General features: G+C 67.1%; 24 protein-coding genes, 1 tRNA gene and 1 pseudogene. 7 read left to right on the top strand and 19 right to left on the bottom strand.

Annotation, left to right across the window (positions count from 1 at the left end):
• Position 1: 1 nt before the first annotated feature.
• The 3 genes from ACEL92_RS05830 to ACEL92_RS05820 all read right to left on the bottom strand — a co-directional run bounded on the left by ACEL92_RS05830 (position 2) and on the right by ACEL92_RS05820 (position 3,389).
• Positions 2-1,207 carry an alpha/beta hydrolase gene (locus tag ACEL92_RS05830; RefSeq protein ID WP_374024696.1) on the bottom strand — a complete coding sequence of 402 codons (1,206 nt, stop codon included), beginning with the start codon at positions 1,205-1,207 and terminating at the stop codon, positions 2-4.
• Between the two features lie 69 nt (positions 1,208-1,276).
• The gene (locus tag ACEL92_RS05825) at positions 1,277-2,365 is read right to left on the bottom strand and encodes a phosphotransferase (protein ID WP_374024694.1); all 1,089 of its coding nucleotides are present in this window, start codon (positions 2,363-2,365) and stop codon (positions 1,277-1,279) included.
• A 283-nt stretch (positions 2,366-2,648) separates the two neighbouring features.
• Entirely contained in the window at positions 2,649-3,389 is a 741-nt protein-coding gene (locus ACEL92_RS05820; RefSeq protein ID WP_374024693.1) for a phosphatase PAP2 family protein, read from the bottom strand.
• Positions 3,390-3,629: 240 nt separating this feature from the next.
• Between ACEL92_RS05820 and ACEL92_RS05815 the strand changes: the two genes are divergently transcribed.
• Positions 3,630-4,370 (top strand): class I SAM-dependent methyltransferase, encoded by a 741-nt coding sequence (locus ACEL92_RS05815; RefSeq protein ID WP_374024692.1) that lies wholly within the window; start codon positions 3,630-3,632, stop codon positions 4,368-4,370.
• A gap of 4 nt (positions 4,371-4,374) precedes the next feature.
• Here the strand turns inward: ACEL92_RS05815 and ACEL92_RS05810 are convergent, their stop codons facing one another.
• From ACEL92_RS05810 to ACEL92_RS05800, 3 genes and pseudogenes are all read right to left on the bottom strand, one after another.
• A complete protein-coding gene (locus ACEL92_RS05810) occupies positions 4,375-4,626 on the bottom strand; it encodes a hypothetical protein (protein WP_067758071.1) in 252 nt (83 codons plus the stop codon).
• A gap of 85 nt (positions 4,627-4,711) precedes the next feature.
• Positions 4,712-5,854: a M42 family metallopeptidase gene (locus ACEL92_RS05805; RefSeq protein WP_374024691.1), complete on the bottom strand. Its 1,143-nt coding sequence runs from the start codon at positions 5,852-5,854 to the stop codon at positions 4,712-4,714.
• A 66-nt stretch (positions 5,855-5,920) separates the two neighbouring features.
• Positions 5,921-6,467: pseudogene (locus ACEL92_RS05800) on the bottom strand (cytochrome P450); the annotation flags it as partial.
• A 103-nt stretch (positions 6,468-6,570) separates the two neighbouring features.
• On the opposite strand from ACEL92_RS05800, the gene ACEL92_RS05795 reads away from it, so the two are divergent.
• Together ACEL92_RS05795 and ACEL92_RS05790 are read left to right on the top strand one after the other, a co-directional pair.
• Positions 6,571-7,167, top strand: a complete 597-nt coding sequence (locus ACEL92_RS05795; RefSeq protein ID WP_374024690.1) for a TetR/AcrR family transcriptional regulator — start codon at positions 6,571-6,573, stop codon at positions 7,165-7,167.
• Entirely contained in the window at positions 7,164-7,988 is an 825-nt protein-coding gene (locus tag ACEL92_RS05790) for a hypothetical protein (protein ID WP_374024689.1), read from the top strand. Before ACEL92_RS05795 ends, ACEL92_RS05790 begins: the two co-directional genes overlap by 4 nt.
• A 265-nt stretch (positions 7,989-8,253) precedes the next feature.
• Here ACEL92_RS05790 and ACEL92_RS05785 read toward each other — a convergent pair whose 3' ends face one another.
• From ACEL92_RS05785 to ACEL92_RS05750, 8 genes are all read right to left on the bottom strand, one after another.
• Positions 8,254-8,847, bottom strand: a complete 594-nt coding sequence (locus ACEL92_RS05785; protein WP_374024688.1) for a hypothetical protein — start codon at positions 8,845-8,847, stop codon at positions 8,254-8,256.
• A 16-nt stretch (positions 8,848-8,863) separates the two neighbouring features.
• Complete coding sequence (locus tag ACEL92_RS05780; protein WP_374024687.1) at positions 8,864-9,922, bottom strand: hypothetical protein; 1,059 nt, start codon at positions 9,920-9,922, stop codon at positions 8,864-8,866.
• A gap of 2 nt (positions 9,923-9,924) precedes the next feature.
• Complete coding sequence (locus ACEL92_RS05775; protein ID WP_374024686.1) at positions 9,925-10,224, bottom strand: hypothetical protein; 300 nt, start codon at positions 10,222-10,224, stop codon at positions 9,925-9,927.
• 93 nt (positions 10,225-10,317) lie between these two features.
• A tRNA-Ala gene (locus ACEL92_RS05770) sits at positions 10,318-10,390 on the bottom strand.
• Positions 10,391-10,440: 50 nt separating this feature from the next.
• Positions 10,441-11,478 carry a gephyrin-like molybdotransferase receptor GlpR gene (gene glpR / locus ACEL92_RS05765; protein WP_374024685.1) on the bottom strand — a complete coding sequence of 346 codons (1,038 nt, stop codon included), beginning with the start codon at positions 11,476-11,478 and terminating at the stop codon, positions 10,441-10,443.
• Between the two features lie 177 nt (positions 11,479-11,655).
• Positions 11,656-12,309 carry a GNAT family N-acetyltransferase gene (locus tag ACEL92_RS05760; RefSeq protein ID WP_374026087.1) on the bottom strand — a complete coding sequence of 218 codons (654 nt, stop codon included), beginning with the start codon at positions 12,307-12,309 and terminating at the stop codon, positions 11,656-11,658.
• 21 nt (positions 12,310-12,330) lie between these two features.
• Positions 12,331-13,623, bottom strand: a complete 1,293-nt coding sequence (gene glp, locus ACEL92_RS05755; protein ID WP_374024684.1) for a gephyrin-like molybdotransferase Glp — start codon at positions 13,621-13,623, stop codon at positions 12,331-12,333.
• 79 nt (positions 13,624-13,702) lie between these two features.
• Complete coding sequence (locus ACEL92_RS05750; RefSeq protein WP_374024683.1) at positions 13,703-14,614, bottom strand: UTP--glucose-1-phosphate uridylyltransferase; 912 nt, start codon at positions 14,612-14,614, stop codon at positions 13,703-13,705.
• Between the two features lie 76 nt (positions 14,615-14,690).
• On the opposite strand from ACEL92_RS05750, the gene ACEL92_RS05745 reads away from it, so the two are divergent.
• The 4 genes from ACEL92_RS05745 to mscL all read left to right on the top strand — a co-directional run bounded on the left by ACEL92_RS05745 (position 14,691) and on the right by mscL (position 16,958).
• A complete protein-coding gene (locus ACEL92_RS05745) occupies positions 14,691-15,290 on the top strand; it encodes a 5-formyltetrahydrofolate cyclo-ligase (protein WP_374024682.1) in 600 nt (199 codons plus the stop codon).
• A gap of 89 nt (positions 15,291-15,379) precedes the next feature.
• Positions 15,380-15,697, top strand: a complete 318-nt coding sequence (locus ACEL92_RS05740) for an FmdB family zinc ribbon protein (protein WP_374024681.1) — start codon at positions 15,380-15,382, stop codon at positions 15,695-15,697.
• Positions 15,698-15,764: 67 nt separating this feature from the next.
• Positions 15,765-16,430 (top strand): SAF domain-containing protein, encoded by a 666-nt coding sequence (locus tag ACEL92_RS05735; protein ID WP_374024680.1) that lies wholly within the window; start codon positions 15,765-15,767, stop codon positions 16,428-16,430.
• A gap of 66 nt (positions 16,431-16,496) precedes the next feature.
• The gene (gene mscL, locus ACEL92_RS05730; RefSeq protein WP_374024679.1) at positions 16,497-16,958 is read left to right on the top strand and encodes a large-conductance mechanosensitive channel protein MscL; all 462 of its coding nucleotides are present in this window, start codon (positions 16,497-16,499) and stop codon (positions 16,956-16,958) included.
• 6 nt (positions 16,959-16,964) lie between these two features.
• On the opposite strand, the gene ACEL92_RS05725 is transcribed toward mscL, so the two are convergent.
• The 5 genes from ACEL92_RS05725 to rpmF all read right to left on the bottom strand — a co-directional run bounded on the left by ACEL92_RS05725 (position 16,965) and on the right by rpmF (position 21,561).
• Positions 16,965-17,522 (bottom strand): molybdenum cofactor biosynthesis protein B, encoded by a 558-nt coding sequence (locus ACEL92_RS05725; RefSeq protein ID WP_055402749.1) that lies wholly within the window; start codon positions 17,520-17,522, stop codon positions 16,965-16,967.
• Entirely contained in the window at positions 17,522-18,988 is a 1,467-nt protein-coding gene (locus ACEL92_RS05720; RefSeq protein WP_374024678.1) for a S1C family serine protease, read from the bottom strand. The genes ACEL92_RS05725 and ACEL92_RS05720 overlap by 1 nt, the downstream gene beginning before the upstream one ends.
• Positions 18,989-19,067: 79 nt before the next feature.
• The gene (locus ACEL92_RS05715) at positions 19,068-20,615 is read right to left on the bottom strand and encodes an ATP-binding protein (protein ID WP_374024676.1); all 1,548 of its coding nucleotides are present in this window, start codon (positions 20,613-20,615) and stop codon (positions 19,068-19,070) included.
• Positions 20,616-20,631: 16 nt separating this feature from the next.
• Positions 20,632-21,321, bottom strand: coding sequence for a two-component system response regulator MprA (mprA, locus tag ACEL92_RS05710; protein WP_374024674.1), 690 nt, complete (start codon positions 21,319-21,321; stop codon positions 20,632-20,634).
• 66 nt (positions 21,322-21,387) lie between these two features.
• A complete protein-coding gene (rpmF, locus tag ACEL92_RS05705; RefSeq protein WP_007168835.1) occupies positions 21,388-21,561 on the bottom strand; it encodes a 50S ribosomal protein L32 in 174 nt (57 codons plus the stop codon).
• Positions 21,562-21,651: the final 90 nt, after the last annotated feature.

Genomic DNA, 21,651 nt, shown 5'->3' with positions numbered 1-21,651 from the left:
ATCAGCATCCTGTTTGAAGGTGAATTATGGAGGGCGGCAACCGCTTTGAGGCGTTGTCGGCGATGACTCCCCCTCGGGATCTCAATGTGCCGCTGCGGGCGGTACAACGGGGAACAGCCTGCAAGGGGTCGGTCGCTTCGCGGATGTAGTTACCGATCTGGCGCAACGAGCGATTGGCCTCGGGCACCATCGGCGCGGCGATCTGGAAGACATGCATCTGCCCCGGCCATACGCGCACCTCGACCGCCACTTCGGCCCCGGCCAACCTACGCGCGGCCAACCGGGCGTCGTGCAGCAATACCTCGGAACCGGATACATGGATCAAGGTGGGAGGCAGCCCGGCCTCGACGTGGTCGAGCGGCTCGTAAATCTCCTCGGCGCGCCCGACCGAACTCCGGTGCCGCGCCGCCCTGGCGATCAACTCTGCGAATGCGTCAAAAGCCTTGGCGCAGAACATGGCATCGCTCCGGATGTTCGGATGAGCCTGCTTGGGCGCCTTCGCGATCTGCATCAGGGGTGACATACAAACGATCGCGGCAACCTTCTCTCCTTCGTTCAGGAGCCGTTGGGCCAGCGTCAGCGACAGATAGCCTCCTGCGGAATCGCCGGCCAAAACGATCTGCTCGGGTCGGTAGCCTCTGCCTCGAAGCCACCGGTAACCGTCATCGCAGTCTTCGATCGCTTCGCCGAGTGAATGCTTTGGCAGCATCCGGTAGTTCATTACGAGCACCGGAGCGTCGGCGTACTCGGACAACTTGGTGACGAGTCGGTCATGTGTGTTGACGCCACAGGTCAGGAAGCCGCCGCCGTGCATGTACAACACGATCCGGCGGCTGCCGTCCGCAGGCAGGACGCCCGCAGCGCGGACCAACCGCGCGGTGCTGTGGGGCAACCGGATCGTGGCCCGAACGCTGCCTGGAGCCGGAGCTAGAGCCCGGGCGGCGAAATCGACGAGACCCCACGGCCACGGCGCGTTCGCCAAGTGGCTGCCAATGGCCAGGGCCGGCCGGATGGTGAGGCGGGCGCTAAGCCAGGCCAGGCGGGCGGCAACACTCGGGTCATCCTCGGTGAATTCCTGAAGCGTTTCGAAGTTCAGCCCGGCGGAAGTGCTGGGTATTCCTCGGTGAGCCTTGGCCACGTCCGAACCAACGGCTGCCAGGCCAGGAGCCCGACCACACTCTGCGAGGGTTCGTCGTGCGTTTTTCATGGTCAGCCATCGACACGCTTCTCAGTGGCCGGTGCGGCAACCTCAGGGCAGGGTGGCTTGGTCATCGGTTCACGCTTTTGGCGTCCGGCTGGCCCGGCCGCGCGCGTGCGACCCGCTGAATTCCTGCAGTGGCGCTACGGCGTCAAGCACTGGCGCGACCATGGTGGCCCACCACGTGTGGTGGTTCGGATGGGTGGCGTGCTTGCGCCACAGGCATGCAACGTAGTGCAGCCAGGCCAGTAGGACCGCAACGCGGTCGTCAATGAACGCATGGTGACCAATGCTCGTATCCAGTTGCCCGCGTGCGGCAAGCAGCAGTTGATGCTCTTGGTCTGTAAGGCCGCCTTCCCGTATCCGCTCGGCGACGACCGCGCCGAGATCAGTCCCCTCAACTTGGGATCTCGCGGTCAGGATCATCAGGTATTCGTCGATCAGCGCCGGCTGGCCCGGCCGTGCCCCTCCCCAGTTCACGATGCCCGTGACCGGGCCCTCGGCGCCGGCCACCCGGACGTTGCCCGGCGTGTAGTCGCCATGCGTCCAGCTCACCGGCATGCGCCAGCCAACGAGGGCCTGCCGCACCAGCTTTCCCAGCCGTTCCAGCACGGGAACGAGGGAAGGATCCAGCCGCTGGCACATATGGGTCAGGTCTGCCAGTGGTTCGATGACCCATCGCCGTAACAGGCAGACGTTGTCGACGATGACGGATGTAGCTGTCTGCCGGTGCAGCGGTGCTATCGCGGTCAGGGCCGCGGCGGTCAGTTCGTCTGCACGGCTCGGACACGTCGCGAGCACGTCCGCCAAATCCATCCCCGGCACATAAGACTCGACCGACACGGTCGCTTCCCTGCGGTCGTCGCAGGCCAGGACCCGCGGAAGCAGGTCGCGCCATTCTTCCGTTATTGCTTGGTGGATGGCGAATTCCGCCAGCACGCGCCGTTGCGTTCGCAGTACGCTGGCCGTCAGCGGGCCACGGGCGATCTTCAGAATCGCCGCGGGCGGTCCCTCGTCGGGGCGCAGGAGGACCGCCGCAATGTCGCCGACGAGTTTGGTCGGCGGCGCAGTCAGTTCGATGTCGATCAGATCACCGGGAAGGTCATTGATATCGAGCAGTCGGGTTGACGGGAGCGGCGCTTGCGACCCAATGCGTCCTGTACTCATTGATGCGCCACCCCCGAGGGGGAAAGGCCGATGCGCCCCATGTTGCTCCTAACAAGCCCGATGCAAGTGGCAGCCCCGACTACCTGGGAGACTATCCGCGAACATACCGAAGATTCACTTTCGTCAAACAGTAGATACTTTTCGTCTTATTGTAAACCGTCAGCCCTACTATCGGTCTCACAGCCGCGGCGGCGGGCGCAGACAGCCGGCGGACGGCAGGGCCCCGGGGCGGCTGTTCGCGCAAGACCTGCACGAAGACAAATGGCTCCGGGCTATTGCGCTCTCACCGAGCCGACGTATCGCGTTGGCCACCGAGTCCGATGGTCGCGGGCGGACGGCCCACGCCGACGCCGGCACCTACTGAGCGATTCGAACGACTCACCAAGGCGGCGCTACCAATGCTCACGAAAACCACGGCCAACAGGCCTCCACCCACCACATCACTGAACCAGTGGACGCCAAGACTCAGCCGGCTCAAGGCGACGACCACCATGCCGGCAACCACCGAGGCCGCCGCCAGCGCCCGCGCAACACGGCTGCGGCCGACCATAATGCTCGCAGCGAAGATGCCGAGCAGTGCGCCGATCCCGGCTACGTGCCCGGATGGGAACGAATGATGTACGGCACTCAGGCTCGGTAATGCTCGGATCTCCGCTTCGGTCACTGGCCGGTAGATGACCGCCCTGATCGCGGTGTTGGTGAGCACAGCCCCCGCGACTGTGCCAATCACAACGAGGCCTGGCCTCACCGAACTAGCGCGCCAACTCAGCAGGACCCCGCCGAAGATCGCGGCCGTTGCCACCGTGAAGCGGTTGCCGACCAGCGCTGTCAGCAGCAACGCCTTCTCAATGCTTCGAGATCGGTTGACGTTGTTCTCGACCCAGGCTGCGGTCGGAGCGTCGAACGCCGTGGCCCATCCGTGGGTGTGCACATTCACCGCCAGCCAGGTGAAGACAAGAACAAGCGCGAGCGGAACCAAGGTTGTGGGCACCCGCCGGCCACGAAACAGCGCCTCGATCGCCAATCACCGCTCCGATGTCTCAAATGTCGACGGCTTGAGTTCAAGGGGCGCTGCGGCCCGCCGCCGAGTACTGGCCACTTCACCCCTCTGGCCGCCAAGGATATGTGAGCTCACGACTCGGGAGCCGGATGAATAGTAGGCACTGCCGCCTACCAGGCGGCGAGGCCCATTAGCCTGGCAGCAGGTCGCCGGCGCAAACGTGCAGTGCCGCCGCGCTAACCAAACTTCCACGGAAGCGATGAAATGACCCACGACGCAGTCGAACTGACCCGAGGCCTGTTGACCGAAACCGCCACGCTGCGGCACGGTTTCCTCGACGTGCTGGGCGAGTCGACGAGTTCTCCGGTCCCGACATTCGCCCAGCGCGCCATGAACAGCCCTTTCGTCGCGACGGTCTACGAACGGCTGTGGCGCCCCGCCGCCTTCTATATCGCCAGCGGCGTCACGACCGGCGCCGAACAGCGGCGGGCGGCGTCGGCGCTGAAGTTGTCCGGCGCGCCCAGGCTGCTCGACGTCGCTTGTGGCCCAGGCAATTTCACGGGTGCCCTGGCCGCGCAACTGTCGAAGGGCGGCCTGGCCGTCGGCTTCGACATCTCCGAGCCGATGCTGACGCGCGCCGTCCTGGACAACAGCACCCCGCGCACCTGTTATGTCCGCGGTGACGCCCGCGCGTTGCCGTTCGCCGACGAGACCTTCCACGCGGTCTGCTGCTTCGGCGCGCTGTACCTGATGCCCGAGCCGTTCGGGGTGGCACTCGAAATGGTGCGGGTGCTGCGGCCAGGAGGCCGGATTGCGATACTGACCAGCTACACCCCCGACCTGCCCCCGATCCGATCTGTGATGACCAATGGCGCGCGCGTCATCGGGCTGACCATGTTCGACCGGCACGCTTTCGTCGAGATGTTCTCGTCGGCCGGCCTGGTCGACATCGAGCAGCAGACCCAGCGCGCGTTGCAGTTCGTCGTCGCCGCGAAACCCGCCTGACCGGCTAGGAGGCCACCTTGCCTACGCCGAGCACCCGGACGACCGGCGTCCCCGCCTCGCACTCCAACACCCACGGTTCGCCGCCATCGACGGGTTCCGAGGTGAGCGTGAACATCACCGGCCGACCGCTGCGCTGCGTCATCTGCGTGCATTCGACCCGGAATAGGCGGTAGTCGCCGCCCCGATCGATGGCGAGCGAAAACCCGGGCCGCACAGACTCAACCGGCACCTTCTGCAGGTAGTAGTCAACGTTCATCCGTCGACCGTAGGACCCTCAGCACGGCGCGCCGCGTGCCGCCACGCGGCTCTTAGGCAATGTTCAGGCAAATTTTGGGACGCCATCAGGGTTCGCCGCGCGCGTGCGCACCGGGTTGCATCACGAACTCGACGATGATCGCCGCCATGTCGTCGATCGCGCGGCGCGGCATCACCTCGTAACCGTGGGTGCTCAACGTCGGCACGCACAGCAGGCCCGCGCGCGGCGTCAGGCCGCTGGCCTTGGAGTGCGACGCGTCCGACTCGAAGGCACCCAGCACGGCCGCCTGCGGCGACAGGCCCAAATCGGTGGCGATGCCCATCAGCCGGTCGGCGACGTCCTTGTCGTAGACGCAAAGCGCATCGCTGTAACCGACGATCGGCCCGCCGCTGACTTTGGTGTCGTACTCACGCTCGGTGGGGCCGACCTCCAGCGCGAGGGTGAGCGTGCCGGGCAGTGATCCGCTGGCGTAGGTGCCCCCGACCCCGCCGATCTCCTCGTTGGTGGTGAACACGAGGTAGACGTCATCGACGGGTCGTTGGCCGCGGTCGCGCAGCACGCGCGCGGCGCGCAGTAGGGCGGTCACCGCGGCGCGGTCGTCGAGGAAGTAACAGCCCAGGTAGTCGCCGATCTCGACCAGCGTCCGTTTGCTGCGGTCGACGCACACGCGGGTGCCCGGCCGCACCCCGGCGGCTTCTAACTCGTCGGGGCTCAGGCCGGTGAAGACGTAGACGTGGTCCCAGTCCAGCGCCTTGTCGCCCCGGTCGGGCTTGGTCTGCCAGATCCGTTGGCTCTCCTGGGTGGTGTGCTCTGAGCCCAGGGTGAGGACCGCGGTCAGCGTCTCGTTCTCGCCGAGCACGGCGACCGGCCCGAGACCGAAGTTGCCTGGATACATCGTCCCGAGCTGCGTCAGGTGCAGCGTGCCGTCGGACTCCACCCGCTTGACCAGCATGGAGAGCTCGTCCATGTGCGCCATGACCCGTGTCGCGACGCCGGGTTCGGCCGCAGAGGACACCCGATGACGGTGCCCTCGGGAGCCCTCGGTCGGGGGCTGGGCGCCGATGTACCCGATCAGATTGCCGGCGTCGTCGACCCACATGTCGTCAACGACGGGCCGCAGTTCGCGGGCACACACAGCACGGACGTCGGCTTCCTGGCCGCACGGCCCGTAGGCCCACAGCAGTTCCTGCAACAGCTCGTCGGTGGCATTGTCCTCGCGCGGCGCCATTCGGTCCTTTCGGTTCGTGGCTTGTCGCAAGGATCAGTACCCGCGTCGTGTTGCGGGCAATCGCGCTTACGCGTACGCGAGTTCCAGGCGTTCAAGTCGCCGCACCAGCAGGCTCGGCAGCCACCGCCCCACTTCGGCGGCCGTGACGTTCGATGTCCGCTCGAGGAGTTGGCCCACAACGATGTTGGCCTCCAACCGTGCCAGTGCCGCTCCGACGCAGAAGTGGATTCCCTTGCCGAACTGATCTGGCCCTGGGCCGCCGGGCGGTCACGGCGAAGCTCGCCGGGGTCGTCGAACTGCGATTGGCCGCTCCCCCCAACAGAACTAGCCGTGAACCCGCCTCCAGTTCGGCGCCGCAGAGTTCCGTGTCGTTGACGACATGACGGTAGTGACCCCGGAAGGGCGCCTCGTCGCGCAGCACCTCTTCAAAGAACGGCCCGAGCAGGTCCGGCTGCTCGCGCACCTGCCGTTGGATATCCGGCCGCTTCCCTAAAACCCAAGCGGCGGAACCGATCAGGGAAGCGGTGGACTCACCTCCCGCGCTGAACAGCGTGATCATCGTCGCAAGCGCCGCGATGTCATCCAGATCGCCGGAGGCGCGGGCGGTTGCGAGGGCGGTCTTGCAGCGGTTCCCGGCGCCCGGATTTGCCGAACCATCACCGGTTGGCTGACGCCCGTCATTGACGACCGTCAGCGACAAGTCGTAGGCTGCCCTCGTGCAGCCTCTACAGGCTTCTTCCGGTTCAACGGGCGTGCGGGAGGTTCGGCGCCTGGAAACTCGGGCGCGCCTGTTCGACGCCGCGTTAAGCGAGATCGGGCGGCGCGGGTTGGCCGCGGCAGACGTGAGTGCCATCGCCGCCGCGGCGGGCGTGGTGCGGGGAACGTTTTATTTCCACTTCCCGACGAAGGAGCACGTGCTCGCCGAGCTGGAGCGCGACGAGGAGAGGCGGATCGTCGGCGAACTCGGCGACGCCAAGGGCGATTTGGCCACAATCCTGTCGGACGTCGTATCGCGGATCCTGGATGCCGAAAAGCGTTTGGGTACAGCTGTTTTCCGTGACATGCTCGGTCTGCATTTCTCGCCATCGCGTCCCGTTGAAGAAGAGCTGGCGCAGCACCCAATCGCACAGTTCCTGGCGGGCGTGATCCGCCGGGCGCAGGATGCGGGACAAGTCTCGTCCGACGCGGACGCCACGGAACTGGCGATGTTCTTTCTCACCGGGCTCTTTGCGCTGCTCGCTATCGGATCACACGACCCTGCGCTGTTAAGTCGTTATGTGTCAACGAGTGTCAACGGGATGGAGAAGCGATGAACAACACCGGCATCCAGGGTTATCGGGATTTCCTGGCCAGGCGCGACGGCGAGGCAGACCTGCTCAACAGGCGGCTGGCCAATCGCGAGCAGTTCTTCGCTCAACTCGAGGCCAATCCCGTCCGGTCGGCGCACCCCGTCGATCAACAGACATTCCACCGCAACCTGCGCCGCCGTCGCCCGGAGGCCGGGCTGGACCGAAAGATGCTCTTCCTACTGGCGACGGCCAAACTCAATCAGGCGGAACGATTCGGCGTCGGGCTCGGCGAAACCTACGGGCGAAACAGCGATGAGAACCTGCCGCCCGAAAACGTCTACCTCGAACTCGAAGAGCACTACCACACCCGCCTACTCGCGTATGCGCTCGACATCTTCGATCTGACATTCCAAGTGGTTCCCCCGCCTTTCGTGATGCGACAGTTCGTCAAAACCGGGGTGTTCATGCCCGCGCGGTTGGGCTTTCTGTTCGTCGGGGCCGCAGAGATGGCGGGCTGCATCATGTTCGATGAATTGCGCCGCGCCGGAAGGGAACTGTTCGCCGACGAACCGGACGTCGCCGAGCGAATCGAACTGCTCTACAGCGACATCCTCACCGACGAGATAGGCCACGTCGGTTACTGCGCGTCGCGTTGCACCGCCGGCGAGCGCGCGATCATGCGCCGCATCTATCCGCTCATCGGGCGCCTGCTCGCCCGCCAAACGGCCGAAATCAGCTTGCTGATCGACCCGAAGGCATTGCACGCCCGGCTCGACCGGCCCTTCGACGTCGAGGAGCTCACCGCCGGCCTGGGCAACGAAACGTACCTCGTCGCGCACCCGTGATGCGCATGTACCGAGCCAATAAGCGAAAAATTAGTTCAGAATCTGAACGGTCTTGGGTCTCCGGCTACGCCTAGTGGCTCCCGGCGGAGCACACTCGACGCAGGAGGGGCTGAACCGTGTCCCGTAGGAACAACCCGATGCCGGACCGTACTGCTCAAGAAGAGGGTTGTCACGCGAGGCGTCCCCCCAGTTCAGCCCCTCCCCTCCTGCCGAAGCCGTGCAACGTTTCACCCGCCGCTTGCCGCTGCAAAAACGCGCCGCGTGATCAGGGATACGAGTAATACTCGCGGACTTCCAGTAATGATGACCATTGCGGGAATCCCGCGATAATTTCAGCGTCGGGAAGTTCACCCATATCCGGCGGAGCCTCAGCCAATCCCTCGATACGCCCGATATAAATTCGAGCGGATTGACCCGATACCGACAATCGGCCGAATTGCAAAATGTAGTCCGGTGACGAGCCGACCGCCTCTGCCGGCGAAGACGCACCAACCGCCCACGAATCATCATCGCCGGCGTTCCACGCCGGAAACGGTGCTCCGGCGCTCTCGGGGCGCTTCGGCTCCCAATCGCCGTATTGAGCGTGCCAAGGACGCCGACTCAGCTCGTCGTCGTTCGACCAGCTGACACCACCCACGCCGGTCAGCACGACAAGAGCCGCATTGGAACCCTCGAAGCCACGGCACCATTGAATGGCGCACAGCACGCCGACGCGGGAGCGTTGGGGAGACAGGCGCATATCGATGAACTCGGCCTCGTCCAGCGCGCCCACATAAACCAGGGGGTTCCGTCGCGGTGACGTCGTAGGTTGCACCTCCGGCGTGAATTCGTAAAGCTGACTGACCGGATAAACACTCATTGGAAGTGGTTTCTCCTCACTCCGGCAACGGTATGTGCGCGAAGTCGTCCGATGGTGGAATTGTCCGCCCGGTGAAAGGGTTCACCGTTTGTCCCATGCCATTCATGTACACTACATAACCATTTGGATATTGGGGCGTCGGCTCCATGACGCGGATAGTCGCCACCCGCGGGTCACAGGCCCCCTGCCCCGGCTGGATGGGGAACAGCCAACCCTTCCCGGAATCCGCTGGCCCCGTTGCGCTCTCGCCGGCAGGTACACCTGGCAGCTGCTCCCCATGCGGACCGACGACGGATTCCGGCGGATGCTGATGGAATAAGACGTCGAGATATTGCCGCTTTTCCGCGTTCAGCTGCTCAGCCTCGAAGTTGAAATCGGCTCGTCGCGGATCATTGGGCGGCAGCCGATCAATGACCGGCTTATCGATATTGTTGTGCTCCCAAATCTTCCTGTTGACATCTCGCAGGACCGCCTTGGCTTGCTCGCGTGACATCGCCGGCTGCGGCGCATCTTTGAAGGCGTGGTTGTCGACGCCACGAACGTGGCTGCCAGCCGGGAAGGTATCGCGGATGCCGGCGACCGCGGCGCGGATTTTGCCTGCGGCAGCTTGGTCGACGCTCACGAGTTGCGCGGCCCGCTGACGGATATCACCGGCCAAGGCCTGCGCCTGGGCTTGCCGAGCGGCCCGCTGCGCGGCCGAGCCGCCAACCATCCGGTCGCGAACTGAAAGGTCTTCGCCGACAACGAATCCCGCGTTGCGACCGTCTTCGACGGCGTAACGCACACGGGAGCGTGCCGCAGTGAGATCCGACGCCGCGCGGCGCGCGACGGCGGCCGCCGCTCGGAGTTGGTCGACAACCGCGGTCGTGCTGGTCATATCGGCGTACGCCGCGCCGCGCATCGCGACAGCGGCGTCGCCGTGCCAATCGACCGAGAGCGCGTCCCGCCACACCTGGTGGGCGACGCCATAACTGCGCTCGCTGACGATCTCCCAGTAATCGGCCGCCTCGGTCAGGTGGTCGGTCGGCCAGGCCAACAGCGCTGACAAACCGGGAACCCCCGCGACCCCCGCCATGGCTACACGGCGATACGCGACGGGGCCAGCCCATCGAATTCGGCTACCGACGCGGCTTCGGTGGACGCATAGCGTTGATCCGCTGCAGCGACCGCGGTGGCCCGTGCGTCGACCCGGGCGGACAGCCCGCTCGTGAACAGCGCGACGTCGCCATGGGCCGCGGTGACCGCGCCCGCGCTGGGCTGACAGGACAAACCCGGCCTGGGCGGCGTGGCCGCGTCAGCAAGGTCGCCGGCCAAAGCGCTCCAACGGGTCGCCATCGCCTGCATGGCGCCCGTATCCACACGCAATGTTTGGGACACGGGGTAAGTGTAGGTAGGTGATGGTGCGCCTGCCGGTCACCCGAACCGCGCCGCAAGGCCCGACAGCAAATGTCCTGACCTGCTCAAATTCTGTGGAGCTAAGGGGATTCGAACCCCTGACCTACTCGATGCGAACGAGTCGCGCTACCAACTGCGCCATAGCCCCTGATCGCTAGCAGGCTACCAGCCGTGGGCCGAACCGCCGAAATGCGATCGCTACTCGCCGACGGCCCGCGGCAAGTCCCTGGGCCAGCCGTAGTTGCGCATCGGCATCGCGTACTCCAGGTGCTCGAAGATCGGGTCCTCGTCGTCGATCTCCAGGACCACCGCGCCCGGGCGCCTCAGCCGCGACGGGACCACGTCGTAGTCGCGGTCGTAGGCGTTCTGCACGCCCATGCGCGCCCGCTCCATCCGCTGCATCCGGCGGCGACGGACCTTCTCCTCGATACGGGTCTGGCGGCGCAGGTAAGCCAGGTACAACAACGTCACGGCGGTTGCGCTGCCGCAGGCCCACCAGGCGGTAGGCGAAATCTTGAACGCGGCCGTGGCCGTGCCGACCAGCACGACGGCCATCACCATCAACACGCGCTTGCGGAATGCGTACTTGCGGGCACTGACCGCGGCAGCGGTCTTGGTGTCGAACCGGCGGCGCCGCGAGGCGTTCCGCGGGACCGGCGGCGGCATCTCCTCGTCGCCGTCTTCGGCCTCCGGCTCCAGACCCGACGAGTCCTCGACGTATTCGAAGCCCTCGTCGGACTCGTCGCCTTCGTCGTCTTCGTCACCGGCGTGGGCGACCACGTCGGTGTCGGAGTCCTCGTCGTCCTCGTCGACCTCGGGTTCTTCCTCGACGACGGCCTCGACGCCGGCCGGCAGGGCCTGCGAATCCTCGACGACATCGACGTCGAGGTAGTCGGGCTCGGTGCGCTCGGGCGTCGCGAACTTCATGACGACGGGGCGCGCGGCCCGTAGCTCCTCGGTGTCGTGCTCTTCGTCTTCCTCGCCCTCGGCGAGGTCGAGCTCGCTCTCGGCCGATTCTTCGGGTGGCGTCCAGTTGGGGTCGCTGCGATGACCCGCCGCGGGACCGCTGCGCTTGATCAGGCGAGAGTTCGCGCCGCCGTTGAGCACCCGCGTCGCCAGGGCCACGTCGCTGGTGCGGCGCACGGCGTCGCGCTTGCTGACGAGCATGGGCACCAAGACGAACAGCCAGAGCACTACGAGCGAGATCCACAACAGTGACTGCGGAATGCTTGGCATGACGACCTGCTCTCTTCGGTTCCCATTCCGCGAAGCCCCTCGGAGGCCAGCGCGGCCGGGTCTTGGTGACCAGGACAATTACACACCTGTAATTTGCCTCTCACAAGTACCATGAGTCACTCGTGTCGCGGTAGCCACAGCGGGCCAGGGGGTTGGGACCCGCCGAGGGCGGCGCGGTCACGCCCAGCTGGCGTGCCCGCCTCGGACCAGGGTCGATGCCACCGATCCGGACACCTCTTCGGCCGTGATGGCCATCAACAGGTGGTCCCGCCACGCCTTATCGACCTCGAGGTAGCGCTGCAACAGCCCCTCTTGCCGGAAGCCGACTTTCGCCAACACGGCCCGGCTGGCAGCGTTCTCGGGCCGCACGGTGGCCTCCACGCGGTGCAACATCACCGGACCGAAGCAGTGGTCCAGGCCGAGCGCCAATGCGGCCGTGGCCACCCCGCCACCGGTCGCCGAGCGCGGCACCCAGTAGCCGATCCACGCCGACCGCAACGCCCCGTGGGTGACGTTGCCGATGGTCAGCTGGCCACAGAACCGCCCGTCGAGCTCGATGACGTAGGGCAACATGCGGCCCGCCCGCGCCTCGGCACGCAGGCCGGAGCACAGCGCCGGCCACGCGGCGACCGCGTGCCGGGTCGTCCAATCGGTGTCCGCGCTGGGCTCCCACGGCTCGAGGTGCGCGCGGTCGGCCAACCGGATGCGGCTCCACTGGGCGCCGTCGCGCATCCGCACCGCCCGCAGCCGGACGACGCCCGCCGGAACCCGCAACGGCCCGACGTCCAGCGGCCAACCCGGGTGACGGGCGTTGGTGCGCAACAGGTTCACGAGCTGGCGGAGTCGTTGCACTTAACCGCGCTGAGCCAGGAAGGCGACATCGACGATTTCGCCGGTGCGGATCTGTTCGGCCCCGCTGGGCACCACCACGAGGCAGTTCGCTTCGGCGAGGGTGGCCAGTAGGTGCGAGGACGCCCCGGGCGGCCCGCCGAGTGCCTGCACCAGATATTCACCGGTCTCCTGGTCGCGCATCAGCTGGCCGCGCAGGTAACCCTTGCGCCCGGCGACCGACGTGATCGGCGACAGCGTGCGGGCCTGCACGACGCGGCGCATCGGCTGACGCTTGCCCAGCGAGAGCCGGATCAGCGGCCGCACCATCACCTCGAAGACCACGAGCGCGCTGACCGGGTTGGCGGGCAGCAGAAACGTCGGGACGCCGTCGCGGCCCAGCTGCCCGAAGCCCTGGACGGAGCCGGGGTGCATCGCGACGCGGACGACTTCCATCTCCCCCAGCTCGGAAAGGACGGAGCGCACCGACTCGGCCGCGGCGCCGCCCACCCCGCCGGCGATCACCATCACCTCGGCGCGGTTGATCTGGCCCTCGATGGTGTCGCGGAACTCCTTGGGGTCATTGCTGACGATGCCGAGGCGGTTGACCTCCGCGCCGGCATCGCGGGCCGCGGCCGCCAGCGCATAGGAGTTGACGTCGTATACCTGGCCGTTGCCCGGGGTGCGCGAAATGTCGACCAGTTCACCACCGACGGCCAATACCGTCACCCGGGGCCGCGGATGCACCAGCACCCGCTCGCGACCGACCGCCGCGAGCAGCCCGACCTGGGCCGCGCCGATCACGGTGCCGGCACGCACCGCGACATCACCGGGCTGGACGTCGTCGCCGGTGCGGCGCACGTAGGCGCCCGACGGCGCGCCACGCAGGATCCGCACCCGCTTGCTCCCGCCGTCGGTCCAGCGCAACGGGATCACAGCGTCGGCCAGCGTGGGTAGCGGGGCGCCCGTGTGCACGCGGGCGGCCTGGCGGGGTTGCAGGCGGCTGGGTGTGCGCGCGCCGGCCTCCACGGTTCCCATCACCGGCAGGACCAGACCCTCGCGCCGGTCTTCGTCCAGCTCGGCGTCCCCCGGAGGCTCGGGCAGGCTGTCGGCACCCACTTCACCGATGCCCAGCACGTCGACGCTGCGCACCGCGTAGCCGTCGATCGCGGCCTGATCGAAGCCGGGCATGGGCCGTTCGGTGACCACTTCCTCGGCACACATCAGTCCTTGCGCCTCGGCGATGGCCACCCGGATGGGCCGCGGGGCCACCGCGGCAGCGGTTATCCGGGCCTGCTGCTCTTCAACAGAACGCACAGCGCGCGCCTCTCTGCCCTGGCGGGCCCTGCCCTCTCTATGCCCTGACGGGCGCCGTCGGGCCGGGCGTATCGGCCGGCTACTTCTCGGCCAGGCCTAACCGCGCCACCAACCATCGCCGCAAATCCGGGCCGTAGTCGTCACGATCCAATGCAAAGTCAACCGCAGCCTTGAGGTAGCCGCCGGGATTTCCCAAGTCGTGTCGAGATCCGCGGTGCACGACGACGTGCACCGGGTGGTCCTCCGCGATGAGCAAGGCGATCGCATCGGTGAGCTGGACTTCGCCGCCCACGCCGCGGTGGACTCGGCGCAACGCGTCGAAGATGGCGCGGTCGAGCACGTAGCGGCCCGCCGCGGCGAACAGCGACGGGGCGTCCTCACGCTTGGGCTTCTCCACCATGCCGTTGACCTTCAGCACGTCCGGGCTGCCGTCGCCCGGCACCGGCTCCACGTCGAAAACCCCATAGGCGCTGACCTCTTCGGGCGCCACCTCGATGGCGCACAACACCGTGCCGCCGTACTGCGCCCGCACCTTCGACATCGTCTCGAGGACGCCGGTCGGCAGCACCAGGTCGTCGGGCAGCAGCACCATCACGGCGTCGTCGTCGGACGTCAGCGTGGGTTCCACGCAGCCGATGGCATGTCCCAGGCCGAGCGGTTCGGCTTGCACGACCGACTCGACCTTGATCAGCTGCGGCGCGCGGCGCACCTTGTCGAGCATCGCCTTCTTTCCGCGCGCCTCCAGCGTTCCCTCGAGGACCAGGTCCTCGACGAAGTGCGCGACGACGCCGTCCTTGCCCTCGGAGGTGATGATCACCAGGCGGTCGGCGCCCGCCTCGGCCGCCTCGGCGGCCACCAGCTCGATGCCGGGGGTGTCGACGACCGGCAGCAGCTCCTTGGGCACCGTTTTCGTCGCGGGCAAGAAGCGGGTACCAAGACCGGCGGCGGGCACGATCGCCGTGTGTGGGACCACCACTTTTGGGCTTGACATTATTCACACGATAACCCGACAGCGCTTTGCCGAGTCGATGTGGCGCGGCCAAAGACCCGGCTGCAATGGTTGAGGCATGGCGACCACCGGTAAGGCCGCGTTGCGGGCCCAGCTGCAGGCGGCCCGCCGCCGCGTTGCCGATCAGGTGCGCGCCGAAGAGGCCCGGATGCTCAGCGGGCGATTGGAAGCTGCAGAAAGCATCGTGAGCAGCGGTGACACCGTGTGCGCGTACGTGCCGGTGGGCGCCGAACCCGGGTCGATAGACATGCTCGACGTGTTGCTGCGGCGGTGCGGACGAGTGCTGCTGCCGGTTGCACGTACCGCCGCCGACGGCGCGGCGCTGCCGTTGCGCTGGGGCGAATATCGGCCCGGCACACTGACGTCCGCGCGGTGGGGGTTGCTGGAGCCGCCGGAACCATGGCTATCCGCTTCGGCCATCGCGGAAGCCAGACTGATCCTGGTGCCGGCGTTGGCAGTCGACCGCTCCGGCATCCGGTTGGGCCGCGGTCGCGGGTTCTACGATCGCTCGCTGGGCGACCGGGACCCGCACGCGCGGCTGGTAGCGGTCGTGCGCGACGCGGAATTGGTGGACCACTTGCCCGCCGAGCCGCACGACATTCCGATGACCGACGCCCTTACGCCCCGACGGGGACTAGTCGCCCTCAATCTGGGGTAACAGTTGGGGAATGAGTGACGTCACGTGGCGGTTCTAGCACTTGAGACGCTAGAGTGCTAAACAGACTTTGCAATCATCCGGAGGTTTTCGTGCCGACTTACAGCTATCAGTGCACCGAGTGCGACGATCGCTTCGACATCGTGCAGGCCTTCACCGACGACGCGCTGACCACCTGCAAGCGCTGCTCCGGGCGGCTGCGCAAGCGCTTCAACTCCGTCGGCGTGGTGTTCAAGGGCAGCGGCTTCTACCGCACTGACAGCCGCGAATCCGGCAAGAAGTCCGCGAGCTCGACCAACGGGTCGTCCTCGGGCGACTCCGGATCGAACGGCGCGTCGAGCGAGAAGTCCGGATCGAGCGAGAAGTCGACCAGCAGCTCCACGGCGCCCGCCGCGGCCGCCTCGAGCTGACGGGTTATCCACAAAGGCCGCGCCCGACGACATTCGGCGCTGACCCCCATGCGCCTACCGTTGCGGCGTGGGCGAGTCATCGCTGAACCCAAACCTGTTCGGCCGCCTTCTGCTGCTGCGTCCGGATTGGACGCGCACGGTGCTGGCGCGACGGGTCGGCGCGGGCGGACTTGTCGTGTTGGCCGGCGTGGCGGCGCTGCGGTCCGACCCGGCCGGTGACTATGCCGAGGTGGTGGTCGCCGATCACGACCTGCGGCCCGGCGCCGCGTTGACGCCCGCGGATGTCCGCCTCGAAAAGCGTTTGGCTGCAACCATTCCCGATGGATCACTGGCCGACGTGGGGGCGGTGGCCGGTTCCACACTGGCCGGTCCGGCGCGCCGCGGCGAGGTGCTCACCGATGTCCGGGTGCTGGGCAGCCGGCTGGCCGAGTCGACGGCGGGACCCGGGGCCCGCATCGTGCCGCTGCGCCTGGCCGACAGCGCGCTGATCGACGTTGTCCGCGTCGGCGACGTCGTCGACGTGCTGGCCGCACCGGCGACCGCGGGGGCCGAACCGCCCCAGGCCGTGCCGAAGGTGGTGGCCACCGACGCCGTCGTGGTGCTCGTGTCGGCCAGGCCAAAGGTCCAGGCCGGGGACGGCGACCGCGTAGTGTTGGTTGCGCTGCCGGCTCGCGTGGCGAACACGGTGGCGGGCTCGGCGCTGGGTCAAGCGGTGACCCTCACCCTGCACTGAGTGCCTCGCCGCTGTTCGCCTCGCAGGTGGCAGCAAACTCTGTCCAATCCCAGGAAGGACATCTGAATGTTCAAAGGGTTCAAGGAGTTTCTCTCGCGGGGCAACATCGTCGACCTGGCCGTCGCGGTGGTCATCGGTACCGCCTTCACCGCATTGGTCACGAAATTCACCGAAAGCATCATCACGCCGCTGATCAACCGGATCGGCGTCAAGCAACAGTCGAACGTCGGCATCCTGAAGATCGGCATCGGCGGCGGCCAGACCATCGACTTGAACATCCTGCTGTCGGCCGCGATCAACTTCGTCCTGATCGCCGCCGTGGTGTATTTCTTCGTCGTGCTCCCCTACAACACGCTGCGCAAGCGGGGTGAGGTCGAGCAGGCGGATGACGCCCAGGTGGTCCTGCTCACCGAAATCCGCGACCTGCTCGCGCAGACCAACGGCGACTCGTCCGGTAGACACGGCGGCGCTGGCACCACGACGACGCCGCCGCCGGAGCACGGACCGCGCGCCGACGCCGAGGCGTAGGGCCGGTTAAATCTCCAGGCTCGACAGCTGCCCGATGATCTGGGCGGCGAGCGGATTCAGCGTCGCCATGCCGTCGCGCACCGCGTAACGGGACCCTGCCAGGTTCACCACCAACGTGCTTCCGGACACCCCGGCCAGGCCGCGCGATAGTCCGGCATCGGTGATGCCTGCGGACAGCCCCGAGGCGCGAATGGCTTCGGCGATGCCGAGGATTTCGCGGTCCAGGATTTCGCGGGTGGCCTCGGGGGTGACGTCGCGCGGGGTGACGCCCGTCCCGCCGACGGAGACCACCAGATCCACCCCGCCGATCACCGCGGTGTTGAGCGCATTGCGGATCTCCACCTCGTCGGCCGCGACCGCGACCACGCCGTCGACGACGAAGCCCGCCTCGGTCAGCAATTCGGTGACCAGCGGCCCGCTGTGGTCCTCATCCCCGTGCGCGGTGCGATCGTCGACCACCACGACCAGGGCCCGGCCGACCACCAACTCCGCACCCGTTTCCATGGGAGCCACCGTATAACCGAGCTCGGACAATCCGGCCGCCGAGGGTTCTTCGACTCGCATTACTGATCCGCCTTCCCCAGAGTCACCGGCACGGTACGGCTGCCACCACCAGCGGGATCCTGGAAGGTCAGCGAAATCTTGTCACCGGGCGCCTTGGACCGCACCGCGGCGACCAAGGCGTCGGCGCTGTTGATCGGCCGGTCGTCCACCTTGGTGACGATCACGTTCTTGGGCACTCCGGCGGTCGAGGCCGCACCGCCCGGCACCACGTCGACGACCTTGGCGCCCGGGGAGCCCTTGTCGTTGGTCACCTGAACGCCGAGCGAGGCGTGGGACGCCTTACCGCTGCTGATCAGCTCGTCGGCGATGCGCTTGGCCTGATCGACCGGAATGGCGAAACCGAGGCCGATCGAGCCGCTCTGAGCATCCGGCGAGTCCGCACCCAAGGTGGCGATCGCCGAGTTCACGCCGACCAGCTGGCCATTCATGTTGACCAACGCGCCACCGGAGTTACCCGGGTTGATCGCGGCGTCGGTCTGGATCGCGTCCAGCACGGTGTTCTGGTTGCCCGACTCACCGGTGGTCGACACCGGCCGGTTCAGCGCGCTGACGATCCCGGTGGTCACGGTGCCGGACAGGCCGAGCGGCGACCCGATGGCCACCACCGGTTGGCCGACGCGCAGGTCCGACGAGGAGCCCAGGGAGATGGGCGTCAACCCGGACATGCCCTGCACGCGGATCACCGCGATGTCGCTGGTGGGGTCGGCGCCGACGACCGTGAACGGTGCGGTGCGGCCATCGGCGAACGTCACCGTTGTCTTAGGAGCCGGCCCGGCTGGACCGCCGGAAGGCGCACCGGGAGGCGCACCGGGAACCACCGGCGCCTTCGGTGGCCCCGCGGCCGCCGCGACCACGTGATTGTTGGTCAGGATGAGCCCGTCGGCAGAAAGAATGATGCCGGAGCCCTCCTCGGACTGGCGGCCCAGATCCGTCTCCAGCATGACGACGCTGGGCACCACCTTGGAGGCGACCTGTTCGACGCTGCCCGGCGGCATGTTGGCCGCCGGAACGCTCGGCGCGCCGATGACGGTGTGTCCATTGCTGTTGGTCGAATGCGTACCCAGCTCGACCGCCGTCGCCGCAGCCCCGCCGATGCCGGCCGAAACCACCGCGATGGTCAGCGCGCCGACCGCCAAAAGCCCGGCGCGAGAACGCTTTTGAGGGCCCGGAGGCATCGGAGGCATCATGCCGGGAATCGGTCCGGTGCCGGTGGCCCCGGGAATCGGGCCTACCCCGGTTCCGCCGGGGATCCGGCCGGGACCGGTGCCGCTGAACGGGTCGTACGGCTGGCGGAATTGGCTCGTCTGCGAATGATGCCGCCAGTCAAACTGCTGGCCATACGGTTGCTGATGCCCCTGGCCGTAGGCAGAGGTCCCCGGGTGACTCGGGGTGGGCGCAGGCTGATTCGGCGCGGGGTGGTATCCCGGCTGCTGCGGCGGTGGCGAATACCTCGGGTCATTCGTCATAGCGCTAGGTCGCTCTTCCTCTATCTCAGTATTCGGCTCGTCAGTTCGACAGGGCTCTTCAACAGTAGTAGCTGCAGACCTACGTTGCCCGGCCGGACTGAGAGTCCACTGAGATAACGTTCGCGGGTTCCCGAGAGTTCGACTGGCCGGTCACTGGAACCGTGGGTTCCGTGGCGGATTCTTCCCCGCCGTTGCCGCTCGACGGTGCCGGATACGCCGACGGCGGCATCGGCCGGCCGGGCAGCAGCACGTAGAACGAAGTCCCCGGCGGCTGTCCGCCCGGCACCGTGTCCTCGACACGCAGCAATCCACCGTGATTGAGCACCACCTTCTTGACGATCGCCAGCCCGAGCCCCGAACCCGGCATGGCGCGCGCTGTCGTCGAACGGTAGAACCGCTCGAACACGAGCCGGCGTTCGTGCGGCGGAATGCCCGGGCCTTGATCGGAAACCACCAACTCGGCGTGCGACGGGTCGAGTTGCCGCATGGTGATGCCGACGCGACCGCCCGGCGGGCTCCACTTGGCCGCGTTGTCCATCAGGTTCAGCACGGCGCGCGACAGACCCGCCGCGTCGCCGTACATCTGCCAGGGGGTCACGGCGACGTCGAAGTGAATGTCGTTGCGCCGCCGCCTGACTCGCTCCAGGCAGCGGTCGATTACCTCGGACATGTCGACCGGTTCGTGCACCACCTGGCCGGCGTCATCGCGGGTGAGATCAACGAGATCACCCACCAGCGTGGACAATTCCTCGATCTGCGCCAGCACGTCGGCGCGAAGCTCGACCATCTCCTGGTCGGGCAGCCGTGGCGCACCCGGCTCCATGGAGGCCATCAGCAGTTCGACGTTGGTGCGCAACGACGTCAGCGGGGTGCGCAATTCGTGCCCCGCGTCGGTGACCAGCCGCGCCTGGCGCTCGCGGGATTCGGCCAGTGCCCGCAGCATCAAGTTGAAAGCCTCAGTGAGCCTGGCCAATTCGTCGCTACCGAACACCGGGATGGGCCGCAGGTCGTCGGTGCGCGCGACCCGTTCGGTCGCCTCGGTCAGGCGAGCCACCGGGCGCAGCCCCGCCCTGGTGACCATGCCGCCCGCCACCGCGGCGACCGCGACACCGATGCCGCCGACGATCAGCAGCACCCAGCGCAGCTTGGTCATCACGGCCTCGGTCGGCTTGAGGCTCTTGGAGATCAACAGCGAGCAGCCGTTGGGCAAGTGAATGGCCAGGACTCGTTGATCGGATGCGGTGCGCCGCGACATGAACAGGTCGCCGTGGATCACCGCCTTTTCCGGCGCGCCGACCGGCAGCGTCTGACCCGGCTGTTGCGCCGTGTAGATCGAGTGGCCGGGGTTGACCAGCATCGCATTGACGTCCGAATAGGCGGTGCCTTCGATGGCCTTCCCGGGATCGGCGGCCAGCGAGCCGCTGGCGATCAGCAGTTGCGCCCGGCTCTGCAGCTGGTTGTCGATATCGCTATACAGCGCAGCCGAAATCACCGCGTAGACGGCGAACGCCATCAGCACGACGACCATGGCCACCATCGACATCGCCAGCAGCATGACGCGCCACCGCAGGGACAACGAGCTGGTGGCGCGCAGCGGCACGCGCTGGGGCCGTTGGTACCGGATCATCGCGGGATGTGACTCGTCACGGCGGCGTCTCCCGAAGGACATAGCCCACGCCGCGCACCGTGTGGATCAGCCGCGGCTCACCGTCGGCCTCGGTCTTGCGGCGCAGATAGCCGACGTAAACCTCCAGCGCGTTGCCCGAAGTGGGAAAGTCGAAGCCCCACACCTCTTCCAGGATCCGGCTGCGGGTGAGCACGCGGCGCGGATTGGCGATCAACATCTCCAGCAAGGCGAATTCCGTGCGGGTGAGGCTGATTTGTCGCTGCCCGCGGGTGACTTCGCGGGTTACCGGGTCCAGCGTCAGATCGGAGAACTTCATGGCCACCGATTCGGCGTCATCGTCGTCGGGCTTGGTGCGGCGCAGCAGCGCCCGCATCCGGGCCAACAGTTCCTCTAACGCGAAGGGCTTCGGCAGATAGTCGTCCGCACCCGCGTCCAGCCCGGCGACGCGCTCGGACACCGAATCACGGGCGGTCAGCACCAGGATCGGCAGATCGTCGCCGGTGCTGCGCAGCTGACGGCAGACCTCGAGCCCGTCCAGGCGCGGCATCATCACATCGAGCACGAGCGCGTCGGGCCGGTCGCTGGCGATCATCTCGAGCGCCTCCAGCCCGTCATGGGCCAACTCGACCGAGTAGCCATTGAAGGAAAGCGATCGGCGCAGCGACTCACGCACTGCGCGATCGTCGTCGACGACCAGTATCCGCACGGGCCTAGTGTCGTCCCGACGCCTGAGAGGGGGCTGAGAGGCGCGCCGGTTATTTGCCGAGATTAACTAACGCCGGTCCAGGTCGATCAGACCGAGGCGGGCCGCCTTGAGCAGCCGGCGGGGCACCTTGTGCTTCTGTCCGGCGACCGTCACACCGACGAGCTCGGTCTTGGTGGCCTTCCACTGCGCGCGACGGCTACGGGTGTTCGCGCGCGACATCCTGCGCTTGGGTACGGCCATGGTCGGGCCTAACTCCTCGTGTCGGTGGGCTGCCGCGCGGCATGGCCGGTGCGGCCGAACGTGCGACGATTGCTACCAGGATAGTCGGTG

The sequence above is a fragment of the Mycobacterium hainanense genome, assembly GCF_041890355.1.
Classification (GTDB): Bacteria; Actinomycetota; Actinomycetes; order Mycobacteriales; family Mycobacteriaceae; genus Mycobacterium; species Mycobacterium hainanense.
This window is presented reverse-complemented; position numbering and strand designations above follow the sequence as displayed.